Below are 22472 nucleotides of genomic sequence, written 5' to 3' on the forward strand. Positions count from 1 at the left end.
GCTTGCCCGCGAATACGATGAATCAGTCAATACATCTGGCGACTGATACTCCGTATTCGCGAGCAAGCCCGCTCCCACAGTAGTTTTGTGGTGTATCTGAAGTTAGCGTTGGTGCACCCGCTGCCCGGCCGCATAGGTCTGCAACACCGTCCGGTCATCCCCCAGCGTCATCAATACAAACAACGTCTCGGCAATGTTCTTCGCCTGCTTCAAGCGGTAGCTGAGTAGCGGCGTTGCGTTGTAGTCCAGTACCAGGAAGTCCGCATCCGTCCCCGGTTGCAACGTGCCAATCTTGTCTTCCAGCCGAAGCGCCCGTGCACCGCCCAGGGTGGCCAGGTACAGCGACTTGAACGGGCTCAACCGCGCGCCCTGCAACTGCATGACCTTGTAGGCTTCGTTCAGGGTTTGCAGCAGCGAGAAACTGGTGCCGCCGCCCACGTCGGTGCCCAGGCCCACATTCAGCTTGTGCTTCTCCGCCATCGGCAAATTGAACAGGCCACTGCCGAGGAAGAAGTTCGAGGTCGGGCAAAACGCGACCGCCGAACCCGTCTGCGCCAACCGCGCGCACTCGTCATCACACAGGTGCACCCCATGGGCAAACACCGAGCGCTCGCCCAGCAGTTTGTAATGGTCGTACACATCCAGGTAGCCCTTGCGCTCCGGAAACAACTCCTTCACCCACTCCACTTCCTGCTTGTTCTCACTGATGTGGGTCTGCATGTACAGGTCTGGGTATTCGCCCAGCAACTGCCCGGCCAGCGCCAGTTGTTCCGGTGTGCTGGTCGGCGCAAAACGCGGCGTGACGGCGTAGTGCAAGCGGCCCTTGCCGTGCCAGCGCTCGATCAGCGCCTTGCTCTCCTGGTAGCCGGATTCGGCGGTGTCGGTCAGGTAGTCGGGCGCGTTGCGATCCATCATCACCTTGCCGGCGATCATGCGCAGGTCGAGCTTCTCGGCGGCTTCGAAGAATGCATTCACCGACTGCGGATGCACGCTGCCAAACACCAGCGCGGTGGTGGTGCCGTTGCGCAGCAGTTCCTTGATGAAAATGTCCGCGACTTCTTCGGCGTGAGCCTTGTCGGCGAACTGGCTTTCGCACGGGAAGGTGTAGGTGTTGAGCCAATCCAGCAACTGCTCGCCATACGCGCCGACCATGCCGGTTTGTGGCAAGTGGATGTGGGTGTCGATCAGGCCGGGGGTGATCAGCGCGTCCTGGAAGTGGGTGATGTCGATATCGGCAGGCAGCGTCGGCAGCAAGTCGCCGGCATGACCGACGGCACTGATCTGGCCGTTTTCGATAACCAGCAGGCCGTCTTCGAAATACTCATAGGAGGCGTCGATACCCACTTCAGCGGGGTCGGCGAGGCTGTGCAGGATGGCGGCACGGTAGGCTTTGCGAGTCAAAGGCATGGTGTTCTCAATTCTTGGCAAAAGAAGTCAAAGCTTGGCTGCGGCGCGAAGCCACAAGCAGTTTGGCAATGGGTTCGGCGCTGGCGGTGTGCTGGCCGAAATTGGCGTTATAGGTGGCGATGATTTCGCCGGCGATGGAGATGGCGATCTCCACCGGCAACTTGCCCTTCACCTCGGAGAGGCCCATGGGGCAGCGCATGCGTTGCAGCTGTGTGGTGTCGAAGCCGCGATCGCGCAGGCGATGCTCGAACTTGACCCGTTTGGTCTTCGAACCGATCAGGCCGAAGTAGGCGAAGTCGTTGCGTTTGAGCAGGGCGGCAGTCAGTTCCAGGTCCAGCGCGTGATTGTGGGTCATGACAATGCAGTAACTGCCCGCTGGCAAGTCGGCAATTTCGTCGACCGGCTCTTCGCTGACGATTTTACGCACGCCTTCAGGGAGCGTGTCCGGAAACTCCTGGTCACGGGAATCGATCCAGCGCACCCGGCACGGCAGGCTCGCCAGCAGCGGCACCAGCGCACGCCCCACGTGGCCGGCGCCAAACACGGCGATCTGTGCCTGCACCTGGCCCATGGGCTCGAACAGCAACACGGTCACGCCGCCGCAGCACTGGCCCAGGCTCGCGCCCAGGCTGAAGCGCTCCAGGCGAGTGTTCTGGTGGCCACTGGCGAGCATTTCGCGGGCGATCTGCATCGCCTTGTATTCCAGGTGCCCGCCGCCGATGGTGTCGAAGGTCTGCGCGGCGCTGATCACCATCTTCGAACCGGCATTGCGCGGCGTGGAGCCGAGCTCTTCGATGATCGTGACCAGCACGCAGGGTTCACCCTTGTTCTGCAGGTCGGCGAGGGCGCTGATCCAGTTGTTCATGTCTACCTCAACATCTCTGTTGTCAGTCAGGCCGCTATCGCGGGCAAGCCCGCTCCCACAGGGAAATGCATTCCAGATGTGGAAGCGGGTTTGCCCGCGAAGGCAGCGCCTCGGTCTAGAGCGAAGCCATCTCGGTTTCAGCCTCAACAGCCTTCGCCGCCTGCAACTGCCGCATCTGTTCGCAGCCCCACAACACCCGCTCCGGTGTCGCCGGCGCATCGATCTTCGGCTGATGGCGATAGTCACCCAGGCTCGCCACCGCGTCCTTGATCGCGCACCACGAAGCGATGCCGAGCATGAACGGCGGCTCGCCCACGGCTTTGGAATGGAACACCGTGTCTTCGGGGTTCTTGCGGTTTTCCACCAGCTTCACCCGCAGGTCCAGCGGCATGTCAGCCACCGCCGGGATCTTGTAGCTGGCCGGGCCGTTGGTCATCAGCTTGCCCTTGTTGTTCCACACCAGCTCCTCCATGGTCAGCCAGCCCATGCCTTGGATAAAGCCGCCTTCCACCTGGCCGATGTCGATGGCCGGGTTCAGCGAGGCGCCCACGTCGTGGAGGATGTCGGTGCGCAGCATTTTATATTCGCCAGTCAGCGTGTCGACGATCACCTCGCAGCACGCCGCGCCGAACGCAAAGTAGTAGAACGGCCGGCCCCGCGCCTGGCTGCGGTCGTAGAAGATTTTCGGGGTCTTGTAGAAACCGGTGCTGGACAGCGAGACCTGGGCGAAATACGCCTGCTGGATCAACGCCTCGAAGGTCAGGATCTGGTCACGCACGCGCACGTGACCGTTGTGGAATTCCACATCCGCTTCGCTCACGTCGTATTTGCGTGCGGCGAATTCCACCAGGCGCTGCTTGATGGTTTCGGCGGCGTTCTGCGCGGCCTTGCCGTTCAGGTCGGCACCGCTGGAAGCCGCCGTTGGCGAGGTGTTGGGCACCTTGTCGGTGTTGGTGGCGGTGATTTGCACACGGTCGATTTCAACCTGGAATACCTCGGCCACCACCTGCGCGACCTTGGTATTCAGGCCCTGGCCCATCTCGGTGCCGCCGTGGTTCAGGTGGATGCTGCCGTCGGTGTAGATATGGATCAATGCACCGGCCTGGTTGAGGAAGCTGGCGGTAAACGAAATGCCGAATTTAACCGGCGTCAATGCCAGGCCTTTTTTCAGGATCGGGCTGTGGGCGTTGTACAGCCGGATCGCTTCGCGGCGCTCGGCGTATTGGCTGCTGGCTTCCAGCTCGGCAGTCATCTCTTCGAGCATGTTGTGCTCGACGGTCTGGAAGTAGTGGGTGACGTTGCGCTCGGTCTTGCCGTAATAGTTGGCCTTGCGCACTGCCAGTGGGTCGAGGGCCAGATGGCGGGCGATGGCGTCCATCACTTCCTCGATGGCGACCATGCCTTGGGGTCCGCCGAAACCGCGATAGGCGGTATTGGACGCGGTGTTGGTCTTGCAGCGGTGGCCGTTGACGGTGGCATCGCCCAGGTAATACGAGTTGTCGGCGTGGAACATCGCACGGTCGACAATCGAGTTCGACAGGTCCGGCGAGCAGCCGCAGTTACCCGCCAGTTCCAGTTTGATCCCGTGCAGGCGGCCGCTGTCGTCGAAGCCCACGTCGTATTCGATATAGAACGGGTGGCGCTTACCGGTCATCAACATGTCTTCGACCCGCGGCAGGCGCATCTTGGTGGGCTGGCCGGTCAGGCGCGCCACGACTGCGCACAGGCACGCGGGGCTGGCCGCCTGGGTTTCCTTGCCACCGAAACCACCGCCCATGCGGCGCATGTCGACCACGATCTTGTTCATCGACACGTCCAGTACTTCGGCCACCAGTTTCTGCACTTCGGTGGGGTTCTGTGTGGAGCAGTAGACGATCATGCCGCCGTCTTCGGTGGGCATCACTGAAGAGATCTGGGTTTCCAGGTAGAAGTGCTCCTGGCCACCGATGTGCAGGGTGCCCTGGATACGGTTTTTCGCAGTCGCCAGTGCGCTGGCCGAATCACCGCGTTGATGGGTGTGGCTGTCGAGCACGAAATGTTTGTTGCGAAAGGCCTCGACCACATCCAGCACCGGTTCCAGGTCTTCGTATTCGATCACTGCTGCCATGGCGGCCTTGCGCGCGGTTTCCAGGTCGCGGGCGGCGACGGCCAGCACGACCTGCCCAACGAACTGCACCGTATCAATCGCCAGCAAGGGATCGCCAGGCATCAACGGGCCGATATCCTTGAGGCCTGGCACGTCTTCATGGGTGATGACGATGCGCACGCCGTCGAAGGCGTAGCAGGGCGCGGTGTCGATGCTGAGGATGCGAGCGTGGGCGCGGTCGGACATGCGTGCATACAGGTGCAACTGATTGGGAAATTCCAGGCGGTCATCGATGTACTGCGCTTCGCCGGAAACATGTTTGGCGGCGCTGTCATGCTTGACGCTGCGGCCGACCCCGGAGGTGAGGTCGCGGGCAAACAGCTCGGCGAGTTCGGCCTGGGTTTTAACGACGGCGTGATGGTTAGACATAAGCGGTCACCCGAGTCTCGATGTGCGGCGTTTGCAGTTCAATGAAGTATTTGCGCAGCAGGTTCTGGGCGCTGAGCAGGCGGTATTCCTTGCTGGCGCGGAAGTCTGACAAGGGGGTGAAGTCCTGGGCCAGGGCGGCGCAGGCTTTTTCCACGGTGGCGCTGTTCCAGGTGGCGCCGACCAACGCGGCTTCGCAGCTCTTGGCGCGCTTGGGCGTGGCGGCCATGCCGCCGAACGCGACGCGGGCTTCGCGAATCACACCGTTGTCGATCTTCAGATTGAACGCGGCGCAGACGGCGGAAATATCATCGTCCAGGCGCTTGGAAACCTTGTAGGCGCGGAACAACGCGTGACCCTTCGGCACGATGATCTTCTCGATGAACTCGCTGTCCTGGCGGGCGGTGACACGGTAATCGATGAAATAGTCTTCGAGCGCCAACGTGCGGCGTGTCTCGCCCTTGCACAGCACAATCTGTGCGCCGAGGGCGATCAGCAGCGGCGGCGAATCGCCAATTGGCGACGCGTTGCCGATATTGCCGCCGAGGGTACCCTGGTTGCGGATTTGCAGGGAGGCGAAGCGGTGCAGCAGGTCGCCGAAGTCCGGGTAGGCGTGGTGCAGCGCGGCGTAGCAGTCGGAAAGGGCGGTGGCAGCGCCGATTTCCAGGCGGTCGTCGAAGTCTTCGATGCGCTTCATTTCTTCAATGTTGCCAACGTAGATCATCACCGGCAGCGTGCGGTGGAACTGGGTGACTTCCAGCGCCAGGTCGGTGCCGCCGGCCAGCAGGCGGGCTTGCGGATAGGCGTCATAGAGGTCGGCCAGGTCGGCGACGGTCAGCGGCACCAGGCAGCGTTTGTCGCCGCTGTTGAGTTCACCGGTTTGCGTCGGGGTGATGGCTTTGAGGCGGGCGATGGTCTCGGTTTCACGGCTGTCGAACTGGTCCTGAGGTTTGTTGCAGCAGGCCTGTTCGGCAGCCGCGAGGATCGGACGATAGCCGGTGCAGCGGCACAGGTTGCCGGCCAGGGCTTCATGGGCCTTCTGGCTGTCCGGTGCTTCGCTGTTCTTTTGCAGGGCGAACAGCGACATCACGAAACCAGGGGTACAAAAGCCGCACTGCGAACCATGGCACTCCACCATGGCCTGCTGCACGCTGTGGAGTTGGCCCTGGTGCTTGAGGTCCTCGACGCTGATCAGTTGTTTACCGTGCAGCGACGACACAAAGGTCAGGCACGAGTTGAGGCTGCGATAACGAATGTGTTCGGCCCCCTGGTCGTCCGTGTGCAACTCGCCGACCACCACGGTGCACGCACCGCAGTCGCCGCTGGCGCAGCCCTCTTTGGTACCGGATTTGCCCAGGTGCTCACGCAAATAGTTGAGCACAGTCAAGTTGGGGTCCAGGGCGTGCTCGCTACGGAGTTCCTGGTTGAGTAAAAACTGGATCACGGAAGGCCTCGCAGACTCATTATTGTTGTTAACCGCTTTGCGCCGAATCTAGTCATGTCTGACTTTTCGGTCAACGATTTTCTGACCAGAAGGTCAAGAAATTGCGATCGCAACACTTTCAATTATGGTCCAGTCTTCTGGAACCGTTGTTTTTGGCGGCTTATGGGGTTTGCGTGTTGCTTATTTCATGCCAAATTCGCCACGGTGGGCGTAGCGCCATCAGCGGGCCAATGCGCTACACTGCCGCGCTTGTACCGATAGAAGATTTTGAAGGGAAAACATGACGTTCAAGGCGCCGGACAGTCTCGCCGAGCAAATCGCTCACCACCTCGCCGAACGCATCATTCGCGGCGATCTCAAGCCTGGGGAGCGGATCCAGGAGCAAAAGGTCACGCTGGCACTCAATGTCAGCCGTGGTTCCGTGCGCGAAGCCTTGCTGATCCTCGAACGCCGTCACTTGATCGCGATCTTGCCGCGTCGTGGCGCCCATGTCACCGAACTCACCGCCCACAAGGTGCAGAGCCTGTGCACCTTGATGGGGGAGTTGTACATCCTGCTCGGCAACGCGGTTGCCGAAGGTTGGCGTGTGCAGGCCGACATGGCGCCGTTCCTGCAGATCCAGCAACGGTTGGTGGGCAGCTTCGAGCGCCAGGACATCCGCGCCTTCGTCGAAGAAAGCTTCAATGTGATGCGCGCCGCGTACCCCTTCGCCAATAACCCCTACTTGCAGGAAACCGTCGAGAACCTGCAGCCGGCGATGAACCGCGCCTATTACCTGGCGCTGGATCAACGCAAGGCGTCCATGAGCGAGTACCTGGCGCTGTTCGAGCAGTTGCTCGCCGCCGTGCTGGCGCGTGACCTGGTGCAGATCCGCCAGGTGCTGTCGGCCTACGGCCAGCGCAGTTGCTCGCTGGTCATCGCTGCGTTGGCGGACGCCTAGACGTGCGGCTCAAGTGCATCAAACTGGCGGGGTTCAAGTCCTTCGTCGACCCGACCACGGTGAACTTCCCCAGTAACATGGCGGCGGTGGTCGGGCCCAATGGTTGCGGCAAGTCGAACATCATCGACGCCGTCCGCTGGGTGATGGGCGAGAGCTCGGCAAAAAACCTGCGTGGCGAGTCGATGACCGACGTCATCTTCAACGGCTCCACCAGCCGCAAGCCCGTCAGCCAGGCCAGCATCGAGCTGGTGTTCGATAACTCCGATGGCACGTTGATCGGCGAGTACGCGGCCTACGCGGAAATCTCCATTCGCCGCAAAGTGACCCGCGACAGCCAGAACAGCTATTTCCTCAACGGCACCAAGTGTCGCCGTCGTGACATCACCGATATTTTCCTCGGCACAGGCCTGGGCCCGCGCAGCTACTCGATCATCGAGCAGGGCATGATCTCCAAGTTGATCGAAGCCAAGCCCGAGGACCTGCGTAACTTCATCGAGGAAGCGGCCGGCATCTCCAAGTACAAGGAGCGCCGCCGCGAGACCGAAAACCGCATCCGCCGCACCCACGAGAACCTCGCTCGCCTGACCGACCTGCGCGAAGAGCTGGAGCGCCAGTTGGAGCGCCTGCACCGCCAGGCCCAGGCTGCCGAGAAGTATCAGGAATACAAGGGCGAGGAGCGCCAGCTCAAGGCGCAATTGTCGGCCTTGCGTTGGCAGGCGCTGAATGACCAGGTGGGGCAGCGCGAAGCGATCATCGGCACCCAGGAAATCAGCTTCGAAGCCCTGGTGGCCGAGCAGCGCAACGCCGATGCCAGCATCGAACGCCTGCGTGACGGTCACCATGACCTGTCCGAGCGCTTCAATCTGGTGCAAGGCCGCTTCTATTCGGTGGGGGGCGACATTGCTCGCGTGGAGCAGAGCATCCAGCACGGCCAGCAGCGCCTGCGCCAGTTGCAGGATGATTTGAAAGAAGCCGAGCGCGCGCGCCTGGAAACCGAATCGCACCTGGGCCACGACCGCACTTTGCTGCTGACCCTCGGCGAAGAACTCGACATGCTCATCCCCGAGCAGGAAATCACCAGCGCCGCCGCCGAAGAAGCCGCCGCCGCGCTGGAAGAGTCCGAAACCACCATGCACGGCTGGCAGGAGCAGTGGGACACGTTCAACCTCAAGTCCGCCGAGCCGCGCCGCCAGGCCGAGGTGCAGCAGTCACGCATCCAGCAGCTGGAAACCAGCATGGAGCGCCTGGCCGAGCGCCAGCGTCGTCTGCAGGAAGAGCGCGTGCTGCTCGCCGCCGACCCGGAAGACGCGGCTATCATGGAGCTGAGCGAGCAACTGGCCGAAAGCGAGATGACGCTGGAGGAACTGGAAGCCAGCGAAGAACAACAAGTGGAGCGCCTGGAGCAATTGCGTCAGCAGCTGCAACAGGCGACCCAGGCGCAGCAACAGGCTCAGGGCGATCTGCAGCGGCTCAACGGTCGTTTGGCCTCCCTTGAAGCCTTGCAGCAAGCCGCATTGGACCCAGGCACTGGCACTGCCGAATGGCTGCGCGATCAGCATTTGGCCGAACGCCCGCGCCTGGCCGAGGGGTTGAAAGTCGAGGCGGGTTGGGAGTTGGCGGTAGAAACCGTTTTAGGCGCCGACCTGCAAGCCGTATTGGTCGATGACTTTGGCGGCTTCGACCTGGCCGGTTTTGCCCAGGGTGATTTGCGTTTGCTCAGCCCGGCTGCCGATGGCACGCGGGTGCCGGGCAGCTTGCTGGATAAAGTTGAAGCGGCGATTGATCTGTCGCCGTGGCTGGGCCAGGTCAGGCCGGTCGACTCACTTGAGCAGGCCCTGGCCCAGCGCGGCCAACTGGCGGCCGGCGAAAGCCTGATCAGCCGCGACGGCTATTGGGTGGGGCGCCATTTCCTGCGCGTGCGCCGCGCCAGTGAAGCGGAAAGCGGCGTGTTGGCCCGTGGCCAGGAAATCGTCAACCTGACCGCCGAGCGCGAAGAGCGTGAAGCCACCCTCGAAAGCCTGGAAACCGAATTGCAAACCCTGCGCGCCACCCAGCGCCAGCAAGAGACCGGCCGCGAACACCTGCGCCGCCTGCTGCAGGACGAAGCGCGCCAGCAAGGCGAGCTCAAGGCCCAGCTTTCTGCGAGCAAAGCCAAGGTCGAGCAACTGACCCTGCGCCGCACCCGGCTTGACGAAGAAGTCGCCGAGATGGGCGAGCAACGCGCGCTCGAACACGAACAGATTGGTGAGGCCCGCCTGCACTTGCAGGAAGCCCTCGACAGCATGGCGCTGGACACCGAGCAGCGCGAATTGCTGCTGGCCCAGCGCGACAGCTTGCGCGAGCGCCTCGACCGCGTGCGCCAGGAGGCGCGCCAGCACAAGGACCATGCCCACCAGTTGGCCGTGCGCTTGGGTTCGCTCAAGGCGCAGCACGCGTCGACGGCCCAGGCCCTTGAGCGCCTGGAGATGCAATCCGAGCGCCTCACCGAAAAGCGCGAGCAACTGAGCCTCAACCTCGAAGAGGGCGAAGCGCCGCTGGAAGAGCTCCGCCTCAAGCTCGAAGAGTTGCTCGACAAGCGCATGACCGTCGACGAAGAGCTCAAGACCGCGCAGATCGCCCTGGAAGACGCCGACCGCGAACTGCGCGACGCCGAAAAACGCCGCACCCAGGCCGAGCAGCAATCCCAGTTGATCCGCGGCCAACTCGAACAACAGCGCATGGAGTGGCAAGCCCTGACCGTGCGCCGCAAGACCCTGCAAGACCAATTGCTGGAAGACGGCTACGACCTGCACGGCGTGCTCAATACGCTGACCGCCCAGGCCAACGAAAAAGAAGCCGAAGAAGAACTCGAGCGCATTGCCGCACGTATCCAGCGCCTGGGCGCGATCAACCTCGCAGCCATCGACGAATACCAGCAGCAATCGGAGCGTAAGCGCTATCTGGATGCCCAGGACGCCGATCTGGTGGAAGCGCTGGACACCCTGGAAAACGTGATCCGCAAGATCGACAAGGAAACCCGTAACCGCTTCAAAGATACCTTTGATCAGATTAATGGCGGTTTACAGGCCTTATTCCCGAAAGTTTTCGGCGGTGGCAGCGCTTACTTGGAACTGACGGGCGAAGATCTACTCGATACAGGGGTAACGATCATGGCGCGGCCTCCGGGCAAGAAGAACAGCACCATCCATTTGTTGTCCGGCGGCGAGAAAGCCCTGACCGCACTGGCCCTGGTATTTGCCATCTTCAAGTTGAACCCGGCGCCGTTCTGCATGCTCGACGAAGTTGACGCCCCGCTGGATGACGCTAACGTTGGACGGTACGCGCGGTTGGTCAAGGAGATGTCCCAGACCGTGCAGTTCATCTATATCACCCACAATAAGATCGCCATGGAAATGGCTGATCAGTTGATGGGTGTCACGATGCACGAACCGGGTTGTTCGCGCCTGGTGGCGGTGGATGTGGAAGAAGCGATGGCGATGGTTGAATCCTGAGCCGCGCCAACAGAGAAAATTCCTAGCACGCTGTAGGACGATTTACCGGCCTGGCGAAAGTGGCAAATGGACATATTTGTTCAAGGCATTTTGACAGACGGTGTAAAGTTATCTTTGGTCGTGCTAGTTTAATGTCAAATTTTCGTATGCGTGGGCAAAACGTCAGTCAGAACATAGAGTTGGCGCCACGTTTTAAAGCGGTTTGCACGTTGCTAAACCCCTTATTTTTCAGCATTTTTTATTAGAGGCACGGGATTACATGGAAATCGGTCTGCGCGAGTGGCTGATCGTCATCGGCATTATTGTCATTGCCGGTATTCTTTTTGATGGCTGGCGCCGGATGCGCGGTGGCAAGGGCAAGCTCAAATTCCGTCTGGACCGTAACCTGTCCAACTTGCCCGACGACGACGGCAGCGCCGAGCTGCTGGGGCCGCCCCGTGTGCTGGATACTCATAAAGAGCCACAACTGGACGAGCACGACTTGCCCTCGATGAGCGCACCCGTGCGTGAAGCCCGCGAGCCGTCCTCCAAGCGTGGCAAGCGCGCCAATGCCGCCGTGGCCGAGCCGCATCAGGGTGACCTGAACCTTGACGTCGACGAAGGCCCGAGCTTCAGCAGCCGCGATGATGATTTCCCGGATGAAAACCTGGGTAAAACGGCGTCGCGCCAATCGGTGAACGACCAGCCGGCTGCCGAAGAAGTGCTGGTGATCAGCGTGATCTGCCGCGACGCCGCTGGCTTCAAAGGCCCGGCCTTGCTGCAGAACATCCTCGAAAGCGGCCTGCGTTTTGGCGAGATGGATATTTTCCACCGTCACGAAAGCATGGCCGGTAACGGTGAAGTGCTGTTCTCCATGGCCAACGCCGTCAAGCCGGGCACGTTTGATCTGGACGATATCGACCTGTTCAGCACCCCGGCCGTGAGCTTCTTCCTTGGTTTGCCAGGCCCGCGTCACCCGAAACAAGCGTTCGACGTGATGGTGGCCGCGGCCCGCAAGCTGTCCCAGGAACTCAATGGCGAGCTCAAGGACGACCAGCGTAGCGTCCTCACCGCGCAAACCATCGAACATTACCGTCAGCGCATCGTCGAGTTCGAGCGTCGCGCCCTGACACAGAAACGCTGAGGATTGGTCTTCAGCGTTGTCAGTAGAATAAGCGCACTAACATATTGAGCAGCTTCGGCTGCTCTTTTGCTTTCTGAGAGAACACCCATGACCGCCGCCCACACCCGCATTCTCGAACTGCGCGCTGAACTGGATCAGCACAACTACCGTTACCACGTCCTCGACGAGCCGAGCATTCCGGACGCCGAGTACGACCGGCTGTTCCACGAGCTCAAGGCCCTGGAAGCCGAGCATCCGGACCTGGTAACGCGCGATTCGCCGACGCAGCGGGTCGGCAGTGCGGCGTTGTCGGCGTTCACCCAGGTACGGCACGAAATTCCGATGCTCAGCCTCGGTAACGTCTTTGATGAAACCACCCTGCTCGAATTCGATCGCCGGGTGACCGAAGGCCTCGACCTGCCGGTGGGGGACTTGTTCGGTGGCGGTGCAGCGGTGGAATACAGCTGCGAACCGAAGCTGGACGGCCTGGCGGTGAGCCTGCTGTATCAGGACGGCGAACTGGTACGCGGCGCCACCCGGGGTGACGGCACCACCGGTGAGGACATCAGCGTCAACGTGCGCACCGTGCGCAATATTCCGTTGAAACTGCACGGCAGCGGCTGGCCGGCAACCCTGGAAGTGCGTGGCGAAGTGTTCATGTCCAAGGCCGGTTTCGAACGGCTCAATGCCTCGCAACTGGAAGTCGGCGGCAAGACTTTCGCCAACCCGCGCAATGCCGCGGCCGGCAGCCTGCGCCAACTGGATTCGAAGATCACCGCCAGTCGCCCGTTGGAGTTCTGCTGCTATGGCATTGGCCAGGTAACCGCCGACATCAGCGATACCCATATCGGCAACCTGAAGCAGTTGCAGAAATGGGGCATGCCCATCAGCCACGAACTGAAGCTGGCCAAGGGCATCCAGGCATGTCTGGAGTACTACCGCGATATCGGCGAGCGGCGCAGCAGCCTCGGCTATGAGATCGATGGCGTGGTATTCAAGGTCAACAGCATTGCCTCCCAGCGTGAACTGGGCTTTCGCGCCCGCGAGCCGCGCTGGGCCATCGCGCATAAATTCCCGGCCATGGAAGAGCTGACTGAACTGCTCGACGTGGAATTCCAGGTCGGCCGCACCGGCGCCGTCACCCCCGTGGCGCGGCTCAAGCCGGTCAAGGTCGCGGGTGTGACCGTGTCCAACGCCACCTTGCACAACATGGACGAAGTCGCGCGCCTGGGCCTGATGATCGGCGACACCGTGATCATCCGCCGCGCCGGTGATGTGATCCCGCAGGTGGTGTCCGTGGTGCCCGAGCGCCGTCCGGAAAATGCCCGTGCCGTGCAGATCCCCGAAACCTGCCCGGTGTGCGGCTCCCATGTGGAGCGCACGCAACTGGTCAAACGCAGCAAGGGCAAGGAAACCGTCACCGAAGGCGCGGTGTACCGCTGCGTCGGCCGCCTGGCCTGTGCCGCACAGCTCAAGCAAGCGATCATCCATTTTGTCTCGCGCCGCGCCATGGACATCGACGGCCTGGGTGACAAGACCATCGAGCAACTGGTGGATGAAAAGCTCATCGGCTCACCCGCTGATCTCTATAAGCTCAAGTACGAGCAGATCATCGACCTGGAAGGCTTTGCCGACATCTCCAGCAAGAAGCTGATCACCGCCATCGAGAACAGCAAGACCCCGACCCTGGCGCGGTTTATCTATGCCCTGGGCATCCCCGACGTGGGCGAGGAGACCGCCAAGGTGCTGGCGCGCTCCCTGGCTTCGCTGGCGCGCGTGCAGAAGGCCTTGCCTGAAGTGCTCACGTACTTGCCGGACGTTGGCCTGGAAGTCGCGCACGAGATCCACAGCTTCTTCGAGGACGACCACAACCAGGACGTGATCGGCGCACTGTTGTCGCCGCAGGAATGCGCGCTGCAATTGCAGGAGGAGGGCGAGCTGAGCGCCGAATTCGCCGCCAGCACTACCCTGGGTGGTTTGCTCGACAAGCTGCACGTGCCGAGCGTCGGCCCTGGCGCTGCGCAGAAACTCGCGGACAAGTTCGTCACCCTTGAAGGTGTGATCAAGGCCGACTGGCTGGATATGCGCCAGGCCCTGCCCGAGAAGCAGGCCAAGGCCGTGCGCGACTTTTTTGATAACCCAGACAACGCCAACCGCGCCCTGGCCATTGAGCAGCAGCTCAAGGACTTCGGCATGCACTGGCTGAGCGAGAAGAAAGTCGTCGAAGGGTTGCCCGAAGCTGGGCACACCTGGGTGCTCACCGGCTCCCTGGAGCTGATGAGCCGTGACGTGGCCAAGGACAAGCTCGAAAGCCTCGGCGCCAAGGTGGCCGGTTCCGTCTCGGCGAAGACCCACTGCGTGGTGGCCGGGCCGGGCGCGGGTTCCAAACTGGCCAAGGCCAATGAACTAGGCGTGAAGGTGTTGGACGAAGACGCCTTCGTCGCCTTCCTCGCCAAGCACGCTATCAAGGTCGATTGACACCCCTCCACGGTAGGCGCCCGGCTTGCCGGCGATACGTGCGCGAAATCGCTATCGCCGCAAAGCCGGGCTCCTGCAAGGTATCGTTATATTTTCGGAACGATCTTCGAAGGGAATTGATCTAGTCTCAGTCACCCAGGGAGAGATCGCCATGTTCCGCTACTTCGAGCAACTCAGTTCGCGCATTGCTGCACCCTTCGTAGCCGGTACGTCTCGTGACAGCAAGGTATGGGAGTGTCGCTGCGGCCAATCCCTGTTCTTTCGCAACAGCCAATGCCTGGCCTGCCAGGCATTGCTGGGCTATCAACCGCAACAAAGCCGGCTCGCTTCCCTGCAGCCCGGCCCGGTCGAAGGCACCTGGCTGCAAGATGGCAACCTCGACGCTGGTGCCTTCCGTCGCTGCGCCAACCTCGACACACCGGCCGCTTGCAACTGGCTGATCCCAGCGCACAGCACCGCGCCGCTGTGCGTGGCGTGCAGCCTCAACCGCACCATCCCCGACCTGTCGATCGCGGAAAACCCTGAGCGCTGGCGCAAAGTCGAAACCGCCAAGCGCCGGCTGGTCGCGCAATTGATCAGCCTCGGCCTTAAAGTGGTGCCCAAGACCGCTGATGAAGACAGCGGCCTGGCCTTTGACTTCGTCGGTATCGACCTGGAAGGCAATGCGCCGATGACGGGCCATGCGAACGGCTTGATCACCCTCGACATCAAGGAAGCCGACGACGCCCACCGTGAGAAGGTTCGCGTACAGATGCGCGAACCCTACCGCACGCTGCTCGGTCACTTTCGCCATGAGGTCGGCCATTACTACTGGGATCGCCTGATCGCCAATACCCACTGGCTTGAACCGTTTCGCAGCCTGTTCGGCGACGAACGCGCCAGTTACGCCGATGCACTCGACTACCACTACCAGAACGGCCCACGCCCTGACTGGCAGCAAACCTGCGTCAGCGCCTACGCCACCATGCACCCCTGGGAAGACTGGGCCGAAACCTGGGCCCACTACCTGCACATGATGGATGCTGTCGACACCGCCCTCGGCTTTGGCATGAGCGCCCGCGAGATGGACCTGGATTACCAGCCATTCCCCCTCAGCACGCTCTACGATCCTGAGCATCCCGGTGGCGCGGCGTTCCTGTCGTTCGTCAACGCCTGGATCGAGCTGGCCGGCATGCTCAACGAACTGTCACGCAGCATGGGCCAGCCGGATTTCTATCCCTTCGTGCTGCCACCGGCGGTGATCGCCAAGCTGCACTTCATTCACCTGGTGATCCAGGAAGAGGGTGGCCGGGCGGATGAGGTGGTCTTGGCGCAATGATGAGCCACTGTGGCAGGGGGCTTGCCCCGGATGGCGGTGCGCCCGTTAACTGATTTATGGGCCGGTAGAACGTCATCGTGGGCAAGCCCCTTCCCACAGGGGACAAGCGTGATGCTGAGGGCTGTGGCAAGTACTTGAGCCCCTTCATATTTTTTATCCGGCCCGAACGGTTGTAACTTCCGATGAGATCGGTACAATAGCGCGGCTTGCCGAGAGGCCAGCGTCGTTATGGTGACCCCATCGGTCCCCCCGCAACGATTACCCGTGAACCTGGTCAGAGCCGGAAGGCAGCAGCCACAGCGGGAACATTGTGTGCCGGGGTGTGGCTGGTGGGGTTGCCTCCATAACGCTCTTTCTTGCAGTACCTCTTCACTATCAATTCAAAAATGCTTTCACGCCATCTGCCATCAGGCAGCCCATGGCGGCATACTCCAGTGCCTGGCATCCGGAGACAGCACACGTGGAAAAAGTCGACGACCTCACTCGCGAAAAACTGCGGGAATGGCAGATGCGGCGCCTGGAAATCAAGGATCGCATCCAATCGCACCCTGAACAGACCCTGGAGTTATCAAGGGTGTTGGACCTCATGGATGACGAGCACGCGGAGATCCTCAGCGAGGCGCAAATGATCCGTGCGACCGACGTGGCCGATGAGCCCGCATCGCCCGCCGAGCCCGCGCCGCCGCCTCTTGCTGGTGGTTATACGCTGCAATTGAATGTGGCCGCACACCGTGCCGAGGACCTGCGCAGGCTGCTCGATATGGCGGTCTTCGAACTCCAGCAGCAGGTCACGGCGATGGTCTCTACGCCCAGCGCGCGTCCCCATGGCGGCGGTATGTCAGGCTCTCTTGGAGAATATCGGTTTGAGCTGGGTGGTCAGGGCAATCCCTGATTTCCTGGCTGTGAGGAACTATGCAACCGGAACACTTTGATTTATCCAGCCCTGTCTTCCTGCCTGTCACGGATGAAACCTGCACGGCCCTGCTCGGGGTGGACGGCGCCAAGGCCCTGGCCGGCCTCACGGACCCGGAGCTGGCCGCCGTGCTGGTCATCCAGAACCTCGCCCAGGCCGCGGAAAAAGACCTGACGTGCGCCGGCGCCGAGCGCATCCTGACCAAGCTGATCGACTGGGCGGTAGACGCGCAGCCTGGGGGCGCCGCGACGTTGCTGTCCGAAGCCCAGCGGCTGTTCGATCCGCGCAAGCTGTACTTCGGTTTCAATGCACTCAAGACCGTCAACTTGCGGCTGCTGTCGGCTGAAGAAGTCGCGGCGCGGGAATACCTGCTGCCTTCGGGCAAATGGGATATCGGCTACAAAGTTCGGCATCTACGCAGCAATGACCCGTTCAGCCAGCAGATGATCACGCCCCGTCACCGCGAACGCTGGCTCAGCCCGGCCCAGGACAAACTGGTGCGGACGTTTCGCGCCAACCTGAACGAAGACCTGCATGTGCAAGGCTACGCGGGCATTGGCAAAAGCCACCTGCTCGGCGCCTTGATGGAGTGCCTGCGCCCCGCGCAGACCCTGGTGCTGGCGCGTACCGGGGCAAAACTGGCGACGCTGCGCGAGCGTATGGGGCTGGCGAAAGACAGCAAGGCCGGTTCGACCTTTGCCGCCTTCGCCAAGGCCCTGTTGCAGGGGCCACGACCCGGCGCGCAGAACACGCCGGCCAGGTTGCCCGGTAAACACGAAGTGTCCCAGGCCCTTAATATCCATGGCTGGCGGGGGCACGATGGCGCGGCAACACTCGATATCTGCCTGAAGGTGCTCGAAAGCTACTGCCATTCCAGCCATCACAGTCTGTCGGCCAGGCATTTGCCGCATTTCAAACAGCCGTTGTCCAGCGTGGATGCCCAGGCGCTGTTGGAGTATTCCAGCCGTTTGTGGACGTACCTGGAGGCCAACCCGCAATGGGCCGGCCAGACCGCCTTCGCGGCGCTGTGGCTGATCAAGCGCGCCTGCCTTGAAGGCTGTGTGGTGCCGCCCCGGTACACCCACGTGTTGATCGATGAAAGCCAGGACATCCCGCCGTCGCTGCTGCAGATTATCGAGCGCGGCCGCCAGGTGCTGATTACCCTCGGCGATGAATACCAATTGGCCCGCGGTGTGATGGTCCGCAGAAAGCGTGAGGTCCGGCACACGGACATCAGTTATTCCGTGCGCTCGGGCCGCAACGTCGAGCGCTTGGTCAACCCGTTGATCAGTGTGCATTCGCAGAAGTGCAAGACGCCCTTCGAAGGCGCGCGGGATGCCGACGTCGGCATCGAACACTACCCCCAGGGCTTCGTGCCACCGGAAGGCTGCGTGGTGTTGACCGCGTCCTATTGGGACACCATGAAGTGGGCGATCCAGTTGCAGCAAGCCAATTGCCCGTTCGGTTTCCCCGACAGCGCGGCGCAGCAGGATCTGCAACGCTTTATGATCAGCGTCATCGCCTTGTTCAAGCCGGAGTTCTACAGCAACGAGCACAATGACAATGGCCCACACGCGTATTTCAGCGACCTGGACGACTGGCAGCAGGTGCGTGATGCCAGCCAGTTCGATGAGGCGTTCCTGTGGGTGGAGAGTGAGCTGGAAAAAGGCTTCAACGTGGCCGATATCACACGCTTGAACCGCCTGGGTGGCGTCCCTGGCAAGCGCTGCCTGCTGATGCGGGCGGAAGAGGCAGGCGGTATGGAGTTCGATCGGGTGCTGTTGACACCCGAGTTGCTCACCAACGTGAAGTTCAAGGATGCCTACGCGTTCGACCAACGACTCTGCGAGGTCTACATCGCCATCTCACGGGCGCGGGTGCAGCTTTACCTGCCTTACGATGTGGTCGAGTGGATTGATTTCCACAAATATCAGAAAACCCGGGAATTCCACGGTTACTGAGTCAATTAATTCGGCTGTTTCACAACTTTCACCGGTCGCTCTGGACAACCCAAAACTACCTTGTTAGTTTCCGCCAGCCACTTGTTTCAGAGTATGACAAGGGGAGGGAGTTGATATTGAAGTGCCACCACTTCTTTAACTAACAAGGATGTCTGTGATGAAAAGCCTGCAAGGGTTGCCCCGTCTTATCAGTGCTTCGGTAGGCGCGCCCGGTAAAGCCCGCAACTTGCCCGCCGATGTGCAGTGCATCCAGTATTTATTCAATCTGATCATTCCCAAGCTGGGTTTTCCGCTGGCCGAAAACGGCAAGTGCGACGGCCAGTTGGTGCAGTGCATCAGCCAGTACCAGTTTCGCCATCTCAAATACGCCCACCCCGATGGCGTGATCGACCCTACCGGTAAAACCTTCAACAGCTTGATCGAGGAGGCGGTGAAGGTGCCGGTCAAAGCCTTCCCGAGCATGCGCATACCGACCTTCCTGAATGCGTTCGGCAACAATCAGGGGGATGCGGTGCAGGCCACGGTCAATGTCTACCTGGACCGCATGCGGGCGATGATCGAGGCCGAGAAGCGCAACCGCCAATTGATGCTCCAGGCCACGTGCGATGGGGGCATGACCCTGAGCGAGACCGACTTCCAGAATGCCGCCACACAGTTGGGTAATGGCGTTTCGGTGAATATCATCAAGGCGTTTGCAACCGTGGAATCCGGAGGGCGTTCCGGCTTCGGGCCGGCCAAGTTGCCGGTGATCGCGTTCGAGGGGCACCTGTTTCGCAAGTACACCAAACACATTTACGACCAGGCGCACCCGCTGCTGTCGTACCCCTACAAGAAAAAGGCCGGGCCGCAGTGGCAGACCAATAACAAGGACCAGGCCAAGGCCTGGGAAACCATGGCCACTGCCTTTGCCCTGGATCAGGAAGCCGCGTTGATGTCGGCGTCGTGGGGCATGTTTCAGATCATGGGGTTCAACTACGCCTCCTGCGGTTACAAGACAGTGTTTGAATTCTCTGCGGCATTAAAAGTGAATGCCGGTCATCAACTAAAGGCATTCCTCGGGTTTTGCAGCAAGAGCCCGGCGTTGATGAAAGCCATGAAAAGCAAGGATTTTACCGGCATGGCCCGTAACTATAACGGCGAGGACTACGGCAACTATGACGTCCTTATGCAAAAAGCCTACGAGAAACTTGAAGGGAAAAAATAAGATGATCCGTTTTCTAGCACTGGGTGTGTTGTCGTTGTGCGCCGTTGCGCCTGCCTTTGCCGGGTCACCCGCATTGCATTCGGGCAAATACGAAGAGCTGATGCTGGCGGTGACGCCTGAGCACCAGGTCGAAGGCTACTATTCGCAAACAATGGGCGAGGGCGTGACCCGCGGTTGCGCGTTCTACCTGCAAGGCCCGCCCGCCGCGCTGACCACGTGGCTCGACGACGCTTACCCCGGCAGCGTGGCACCGTCGTCCGATGGCGTGACCCTGACCGTGGCAGAAGGCCGTCAGCATCCGGGTTGCCTCAATGTGCTGATGCCGGAGATTGCCACCGGCCTGGACCTGACCCAGACCGCCAGCAAAAAATGGATCGGCCTGGTCAAGGTCTCAGCCGACAAGGCATACCTGCTGAAAAATCCAAGTGCCAAGGCCGCCAAGCGTCCGTACATCGTCAAGAATGACGTGGTCGGTGTGCTGGCATTCAAGGATGGCTGGGCCCAGGTCGAGTTCATCAATACCGATGATCGCTCGTTTACCGGATGGATCAGCCAGGATCAGTACGCGCGGCTGGCAGCTCCCAAGCGCTGAACGATAAAAATCTAAATGTGCGAGCGGGTCTTCATCCACCGAATGTTTCGCGCAGTAATCCGGCAAACGCATCCCGCGCCAGGTGCCGTTGCGTGTCCTTGTGCCAGAACAGCAGGTTGTCCACCGCCTGCAGTTCCTCAAAGCGGTACGACGCCAGCTGATTGGCCTGTTCATAGCGGGCCAGGATGCCTTCCGGCGCCAGCGCCACGCCGATCCCTGCACTGACACAACCGATGATCGTGCCCCAGCTGGCATAGCTGGCAATGGTCGGCTTGAAGGCGTGGGGCTTGACCCAGTTCTCCAGCGCCGCCCGGTAGGGGCAGCCGGGTGGCCATACCAGCAGGGTGCGGCCGGCCAGGTCTTCGGCGCTATGGATCGGTTCGCTCGAGGCGCTGGCGATCAGCACCAGGCGTTCGCTGTAGACCACGCTGTGTTCGAGCTTCGCGCGTTTGTTGCCGGCAGCCACCAGCGCCACGTCCAGGCGGTGGTGTTGCAGATCGTCGAGCAGTTCGCCCCAGGCGCCGGTCACCAGTTCCAGGCTGACATCCGGGTAGCGCCGGTGATATTCCGCCAGCAGCGGCGGCAGGCGCCCGCTGGCGCTGGACTCCACTGCGCCGATACGCAGGGTGCCACGGGGAATGGCGTTGGCGTCCACGGCGCGCTTGGACTCGTCCACCAACGCCAGGATGCGTTCGCAGTATTCCAGGAAGATCTCACCGGCAGCACTGATCGCCAGCCCACGCCCGGCGCGGATAAACAGCGGTGTGCCCAACTCGTTTTCCAGCAGCTTGATACGCGTGGTGATGTTGGACGGCACGCAATGCAATTGCACGGCGGCCTGGGCCACGCTGCCGGTTTGTGCCACGGCTCGCACCATTTTCAGTTGGGCCAGTTCCATTGCTCAGTTCCAGTGATTTCAGAAGTCAGAAACGGTTAATTGTCCTGGGCCTTGCCCCAGCCAAGACTGACGGCATTCCTTCTCAGTGCGTGGATGCCGTCGATGAATACCCCGTCACCCCTGAAGCTTACGCTAGTCATCGCCAGCGTCATCCTCTGTTGGGCCTATTCGCCGATTGGCGTGCACATGGGGCTGCACAGCTACGGCCCCGGCCAGCTTGCGTTGCTGCGGTTTCTGATCGCCTCGGTGTTCATGGCCGGCGTGGCACTGGTGCTGGGCATCGGCCGGCCACGCCTGCGGGATTTGCCGTGGCTGCTGGTGCTGAGTTTTTTCGGCGTGTTCCTGCACCACACCAGCCTTAATTACGGCCAGCAATTCGTGACGGCGGCGGCGTCCAGCGTGCTGGCGCAATCGGCGCCGCTGTTCAGCGTGCTGATCGCGTTTTTCTGCTTGAAGGAGCGGGTCAGCCTGTGGCGCTGGAGCTGCGTGTTGCTGGGGTTGCTCGGCGTACTGGTGGTGATCTGGGGCGATCACGGCGTGGGTGACATCGACCCGCGCGGCTTGCTGATCCTGCTGGCGGCGGTGTCCTGGAGCCTGTATTTCGCCATCCAGAAACACTATGCCCATCGCTACAGCCCGCTGACGATGGCGTGCTACATGGTGTGGGCGGGCACCTTGATGCTGTGCGTGAACCTGCCGGGCCTGCCCGCCGCCGTGATGCAGGCGCCGTTGTCGGAGAACCTCGCGGTGCTGGTGCTCGGGATTTTCCCCAGCGCCCTGGCCTACTTGGCCTGGGGGTATGTGTTGAAACACGTCGAGGTCAGCCGCGCGTCGGTGGCGATGTACCTGATCCCGCCGGTGGCGATGACGATGGCGGCGACGCTGCTGGGCGAGCACATCGCCCTGCAAGTGGCACTGGGCGGCGTAATCGTGTTGGCCAGTGTCGCCGCCATCAGCCTGGAAGGGCGCTGGCGGTCAGTCACTCAGGCAGAATGCGCGCAACCGGTGGCCATCGAGGTCTTGGGCGACAAAGGTGTAGCCGAAGTCCAGGGTGGTCGGTGACTGGATGATTGTCGCGCCGCGCTCGACCCATTGGTCGTGCAAGGCATCCACGGCGGCCTGGTTGGCCAGGGACACCCCCACTTCACCGCCACCGCCCGTGAACCGGGCCGCTGGCTGCACGGTATGGCGCGACCACAGCCCCAGCTTTACCCCATTGTCGAGAATGAACAGGGCGAAGGTCGGGTTGAGCTCCACCGGCGGCTTGTCCAGCAGGCGGCTATAGAAGTTGGCACTGGTGGCCGGGCTGTCCACGTACAGCAGGAAGTAATGGGCGACGGTGTTCAT

Annotated in this window: 16 protein-coding genes and 1 other RNA gene; 11 read left to right on the top strand and 6 right to left on the bottom strand. The window is 61.4% G+C overall.

From position 1 onward, the window contains the following. Positions 1-102: 102 nt before the first annotated feature. The 4 genes from guaD to xdhA all read right to left on the bottom strand — a co-directional run bounded on the left by guaD (position 103) and on the right by xdhA (position 6228). Positions 103-1407: a guanine deaminase gene (guaD, locus tag CQ002_RS10395; RefSeq protein WP_034108201.1), complete on the bottom strand. Its 1305-nt coding sequence runs from the start codon at positions 1405-1407 to the stop codon at positions 103-105. Between the two features lie 7 nt (positions 1408-1414). Then, positions 1415-2272 carry a xanthine dehydrogenase accessory protein XdhC gene (gene xdhC, locus CQ002_RS10400; protein ID WP_034108199.1) on the bottom strand — a complete coding sequence of 286 codons (858 nt, stop codon included), beginning with the start codon at positions 2270-2272 and terminating at the stop codon, positions 1415-1417. 115 nt (positions 2273-2387) lie between these two features. Continuing rightward, positions 2388-4787 (bottom strand): xanthine dehydrogenase molybdopterin binding subunit, encoded by a 2400-nt coding sequence (gene xdhB / locus CQ002_RS10405; protein ID WP_105162688.1) that lies wholly within the window; start codon positions 4785-4787, stop codon positions 2388-2390. Then, the gene (xdhA, locus tag CQ002_RS10410) at positions 4780-6228 is read right to left on the bottom strand and encodes a xanthine dehydrogenase small subunit (protein WP_069077999.1); all 1449 of its coding nucleotides are present in this window, start codon (positions 6226-6228) and stop codon (positions 4780-4782) included. The genes xdhB and xdhA overlap by 8 nt, the downstream gene beginning before the upstream one ends. Positions 6229-6508: 280 nt before the next feature. Between xdhA and CQ002_RS10415 the strand changes: the two genes are divergently transcribed. From CQ002_RS10415 to CQ002_RS10460, 10 genes are all read left to right on the top strand, one after another. Then, positions 6509-7168 carry a GntR family transcriptional regulator gene (locus CQ002_RS10415; protein ID WP_034108193.1) on the top strand — a complete coding sequence of 220 codons (660 nt, stop codon included), beginning with the start codon at positions 6509-6511 and terminating at the stop codon, positions 7166-7168. Between the two features lie 2 nt (positions 7169-7170). Then, the gene (smc, locus tag CQ002_RS10420; protein WP_034108191.1) at positions 7171-10659 is read left to right on the top strand and encodes a chromosome segregation protein SMC; all 3489 of its coding nucleotides are present in this window, start codon (positions 7171-7173) and stop codon (positions 10657-10659) included. Positions 10660-10918: 259 nt separating this feature from the next. Further along, complete coding sequence (gene zipA / locus CQ002_RS10425) at positions 10919-11782, top strand: cell division protein ZipA (RefSeq protein ID WP_034108189.1); 864 nt, start codon at positions 10919-10921, stop codon at positions 11780-11782. Between the two features lie 87 nt (positions 11783-11869). Next, positions 11870-14239: an NAD-dependent DNA ligase LigA gene (gene ligA / locus CQ002_RS10430; protein ID WP_105162687.1), complete on the top strand. Its 2370-nt coding sequence runs from the start codon at positions 11870-11872 to the stop codon at positions 14237-14239. 151 nt (positions 14240-14390) lie between these two features. Continuing rightward, complete coding sequence (locus CQ002_RS10435; protein WP_034108185.1) at positions 14391-15557, top strand: putative zinc-binding metallopeptidase; 1167 nt, start codon at positions 14391-14393, stop codon at positions 15555-15557. A 238-nt stretch (positions 15558-15795) separates the two neighbouring features. Next, an RNA gene (gene ffs / locus CQ002_RS10440) (signal recognition particle sRNA small type) lies at positions 15796-15892 on the top strand. A gap of 125 nt (positions 15893-16017) precedes the next feature. After that, positions 16018-16449, top strand: coding sequence for a hypothetical protein (locus CQ002_RS10445; protein ID WP_034108522.1), 432 nt, complete (start codon positions 16018-16020; stop codon positions 16447-16449). A gap of 20 nt (positions 16450-16469) precedes the next feature. Beyond that, entirely contained in the window at positions 16470-18431 is a 1962-nt protein-coding gene (locus tag CQ002_RS10450) for a hypothetical protein (RefSeq protein WP_069077994.1), read from the top strand. Positions 18432-18588: 157 nt separating this feature from the next. Further along, positions 18589-19635 (top strand): N-acetylmuramidase family protein, encoded by a 1047-nt coding sequence (locus tag CQ002_RS10455; RefSeq protein WP_105162686.1) that lies wholly within the window; start codon positions 18589-18591, stop codon positions 19633-19635. 1 nt (position 19636) lies between these two features. Beyond that, entirely contained in the window at positions 19637-20227 is a 591-nt protein-coding gene (locus CQ002_RS10460) for a hypothetical protein (protein ID WP_105162685.1), read from the top strand. A 31-nt stretch (positions 20228-20258) separates the two neighbouring features. Here the strand turns inward: CQ002_RS10460 and CQ002_RS10465 are convergent, their stop codons facing one another. Continuing rightward, a complete protein-coding gene (locus tag CQ002_RS10465; protein ID WP_034108181.1) occupies positions 20259-21125 on the bottom strand; it encodes a LysR family transcriptional regulator in 867 nt (288 codons plus the stop codon). A 102-nt stretch (positions 21126-21227) separates the two neighbouring features. On the opposite strand from CQ002_RS10465, the gene CQ002_RS10470 reads away from it, so the two are divergent. Further along, the gene (locus CQ002_RS10470; protein WP_105162684.1) at positions 21228-22187 is read left to right on the top strand and encodes a DMT family transporter; all 960 of its coding nucleotides are present in this window, start codon (positions 21228-21230) and stop codon (positions 22185-22187) included. Here CQ002_RS10470 and CQ002_RS10475 read toward each other — a convergent pair. Further along, entirely contained in the window at positions 22101-22472 is a 372-nt protein-coding gene (locus CQ002_RS10475) for a VOC family protein (RefSeq protein WP_034108177.1), read from the bottom strand. The two genes, CQ002_RS10470 and CQ002_RS10475, sit on opposite strands and share 87 nt — an antisense overlap.

Origin of the sequence: Pseudomonas sp. MYb13, assembly GCF_002980075.1 — a bacterium.
Lineage (GTDB): Bacteria > Pseudomonadota > Gammaproteobacteria > Pseudomonadales > Pseudomonadaceae > Aquipseudomonas > Aquipseudomonas lurida.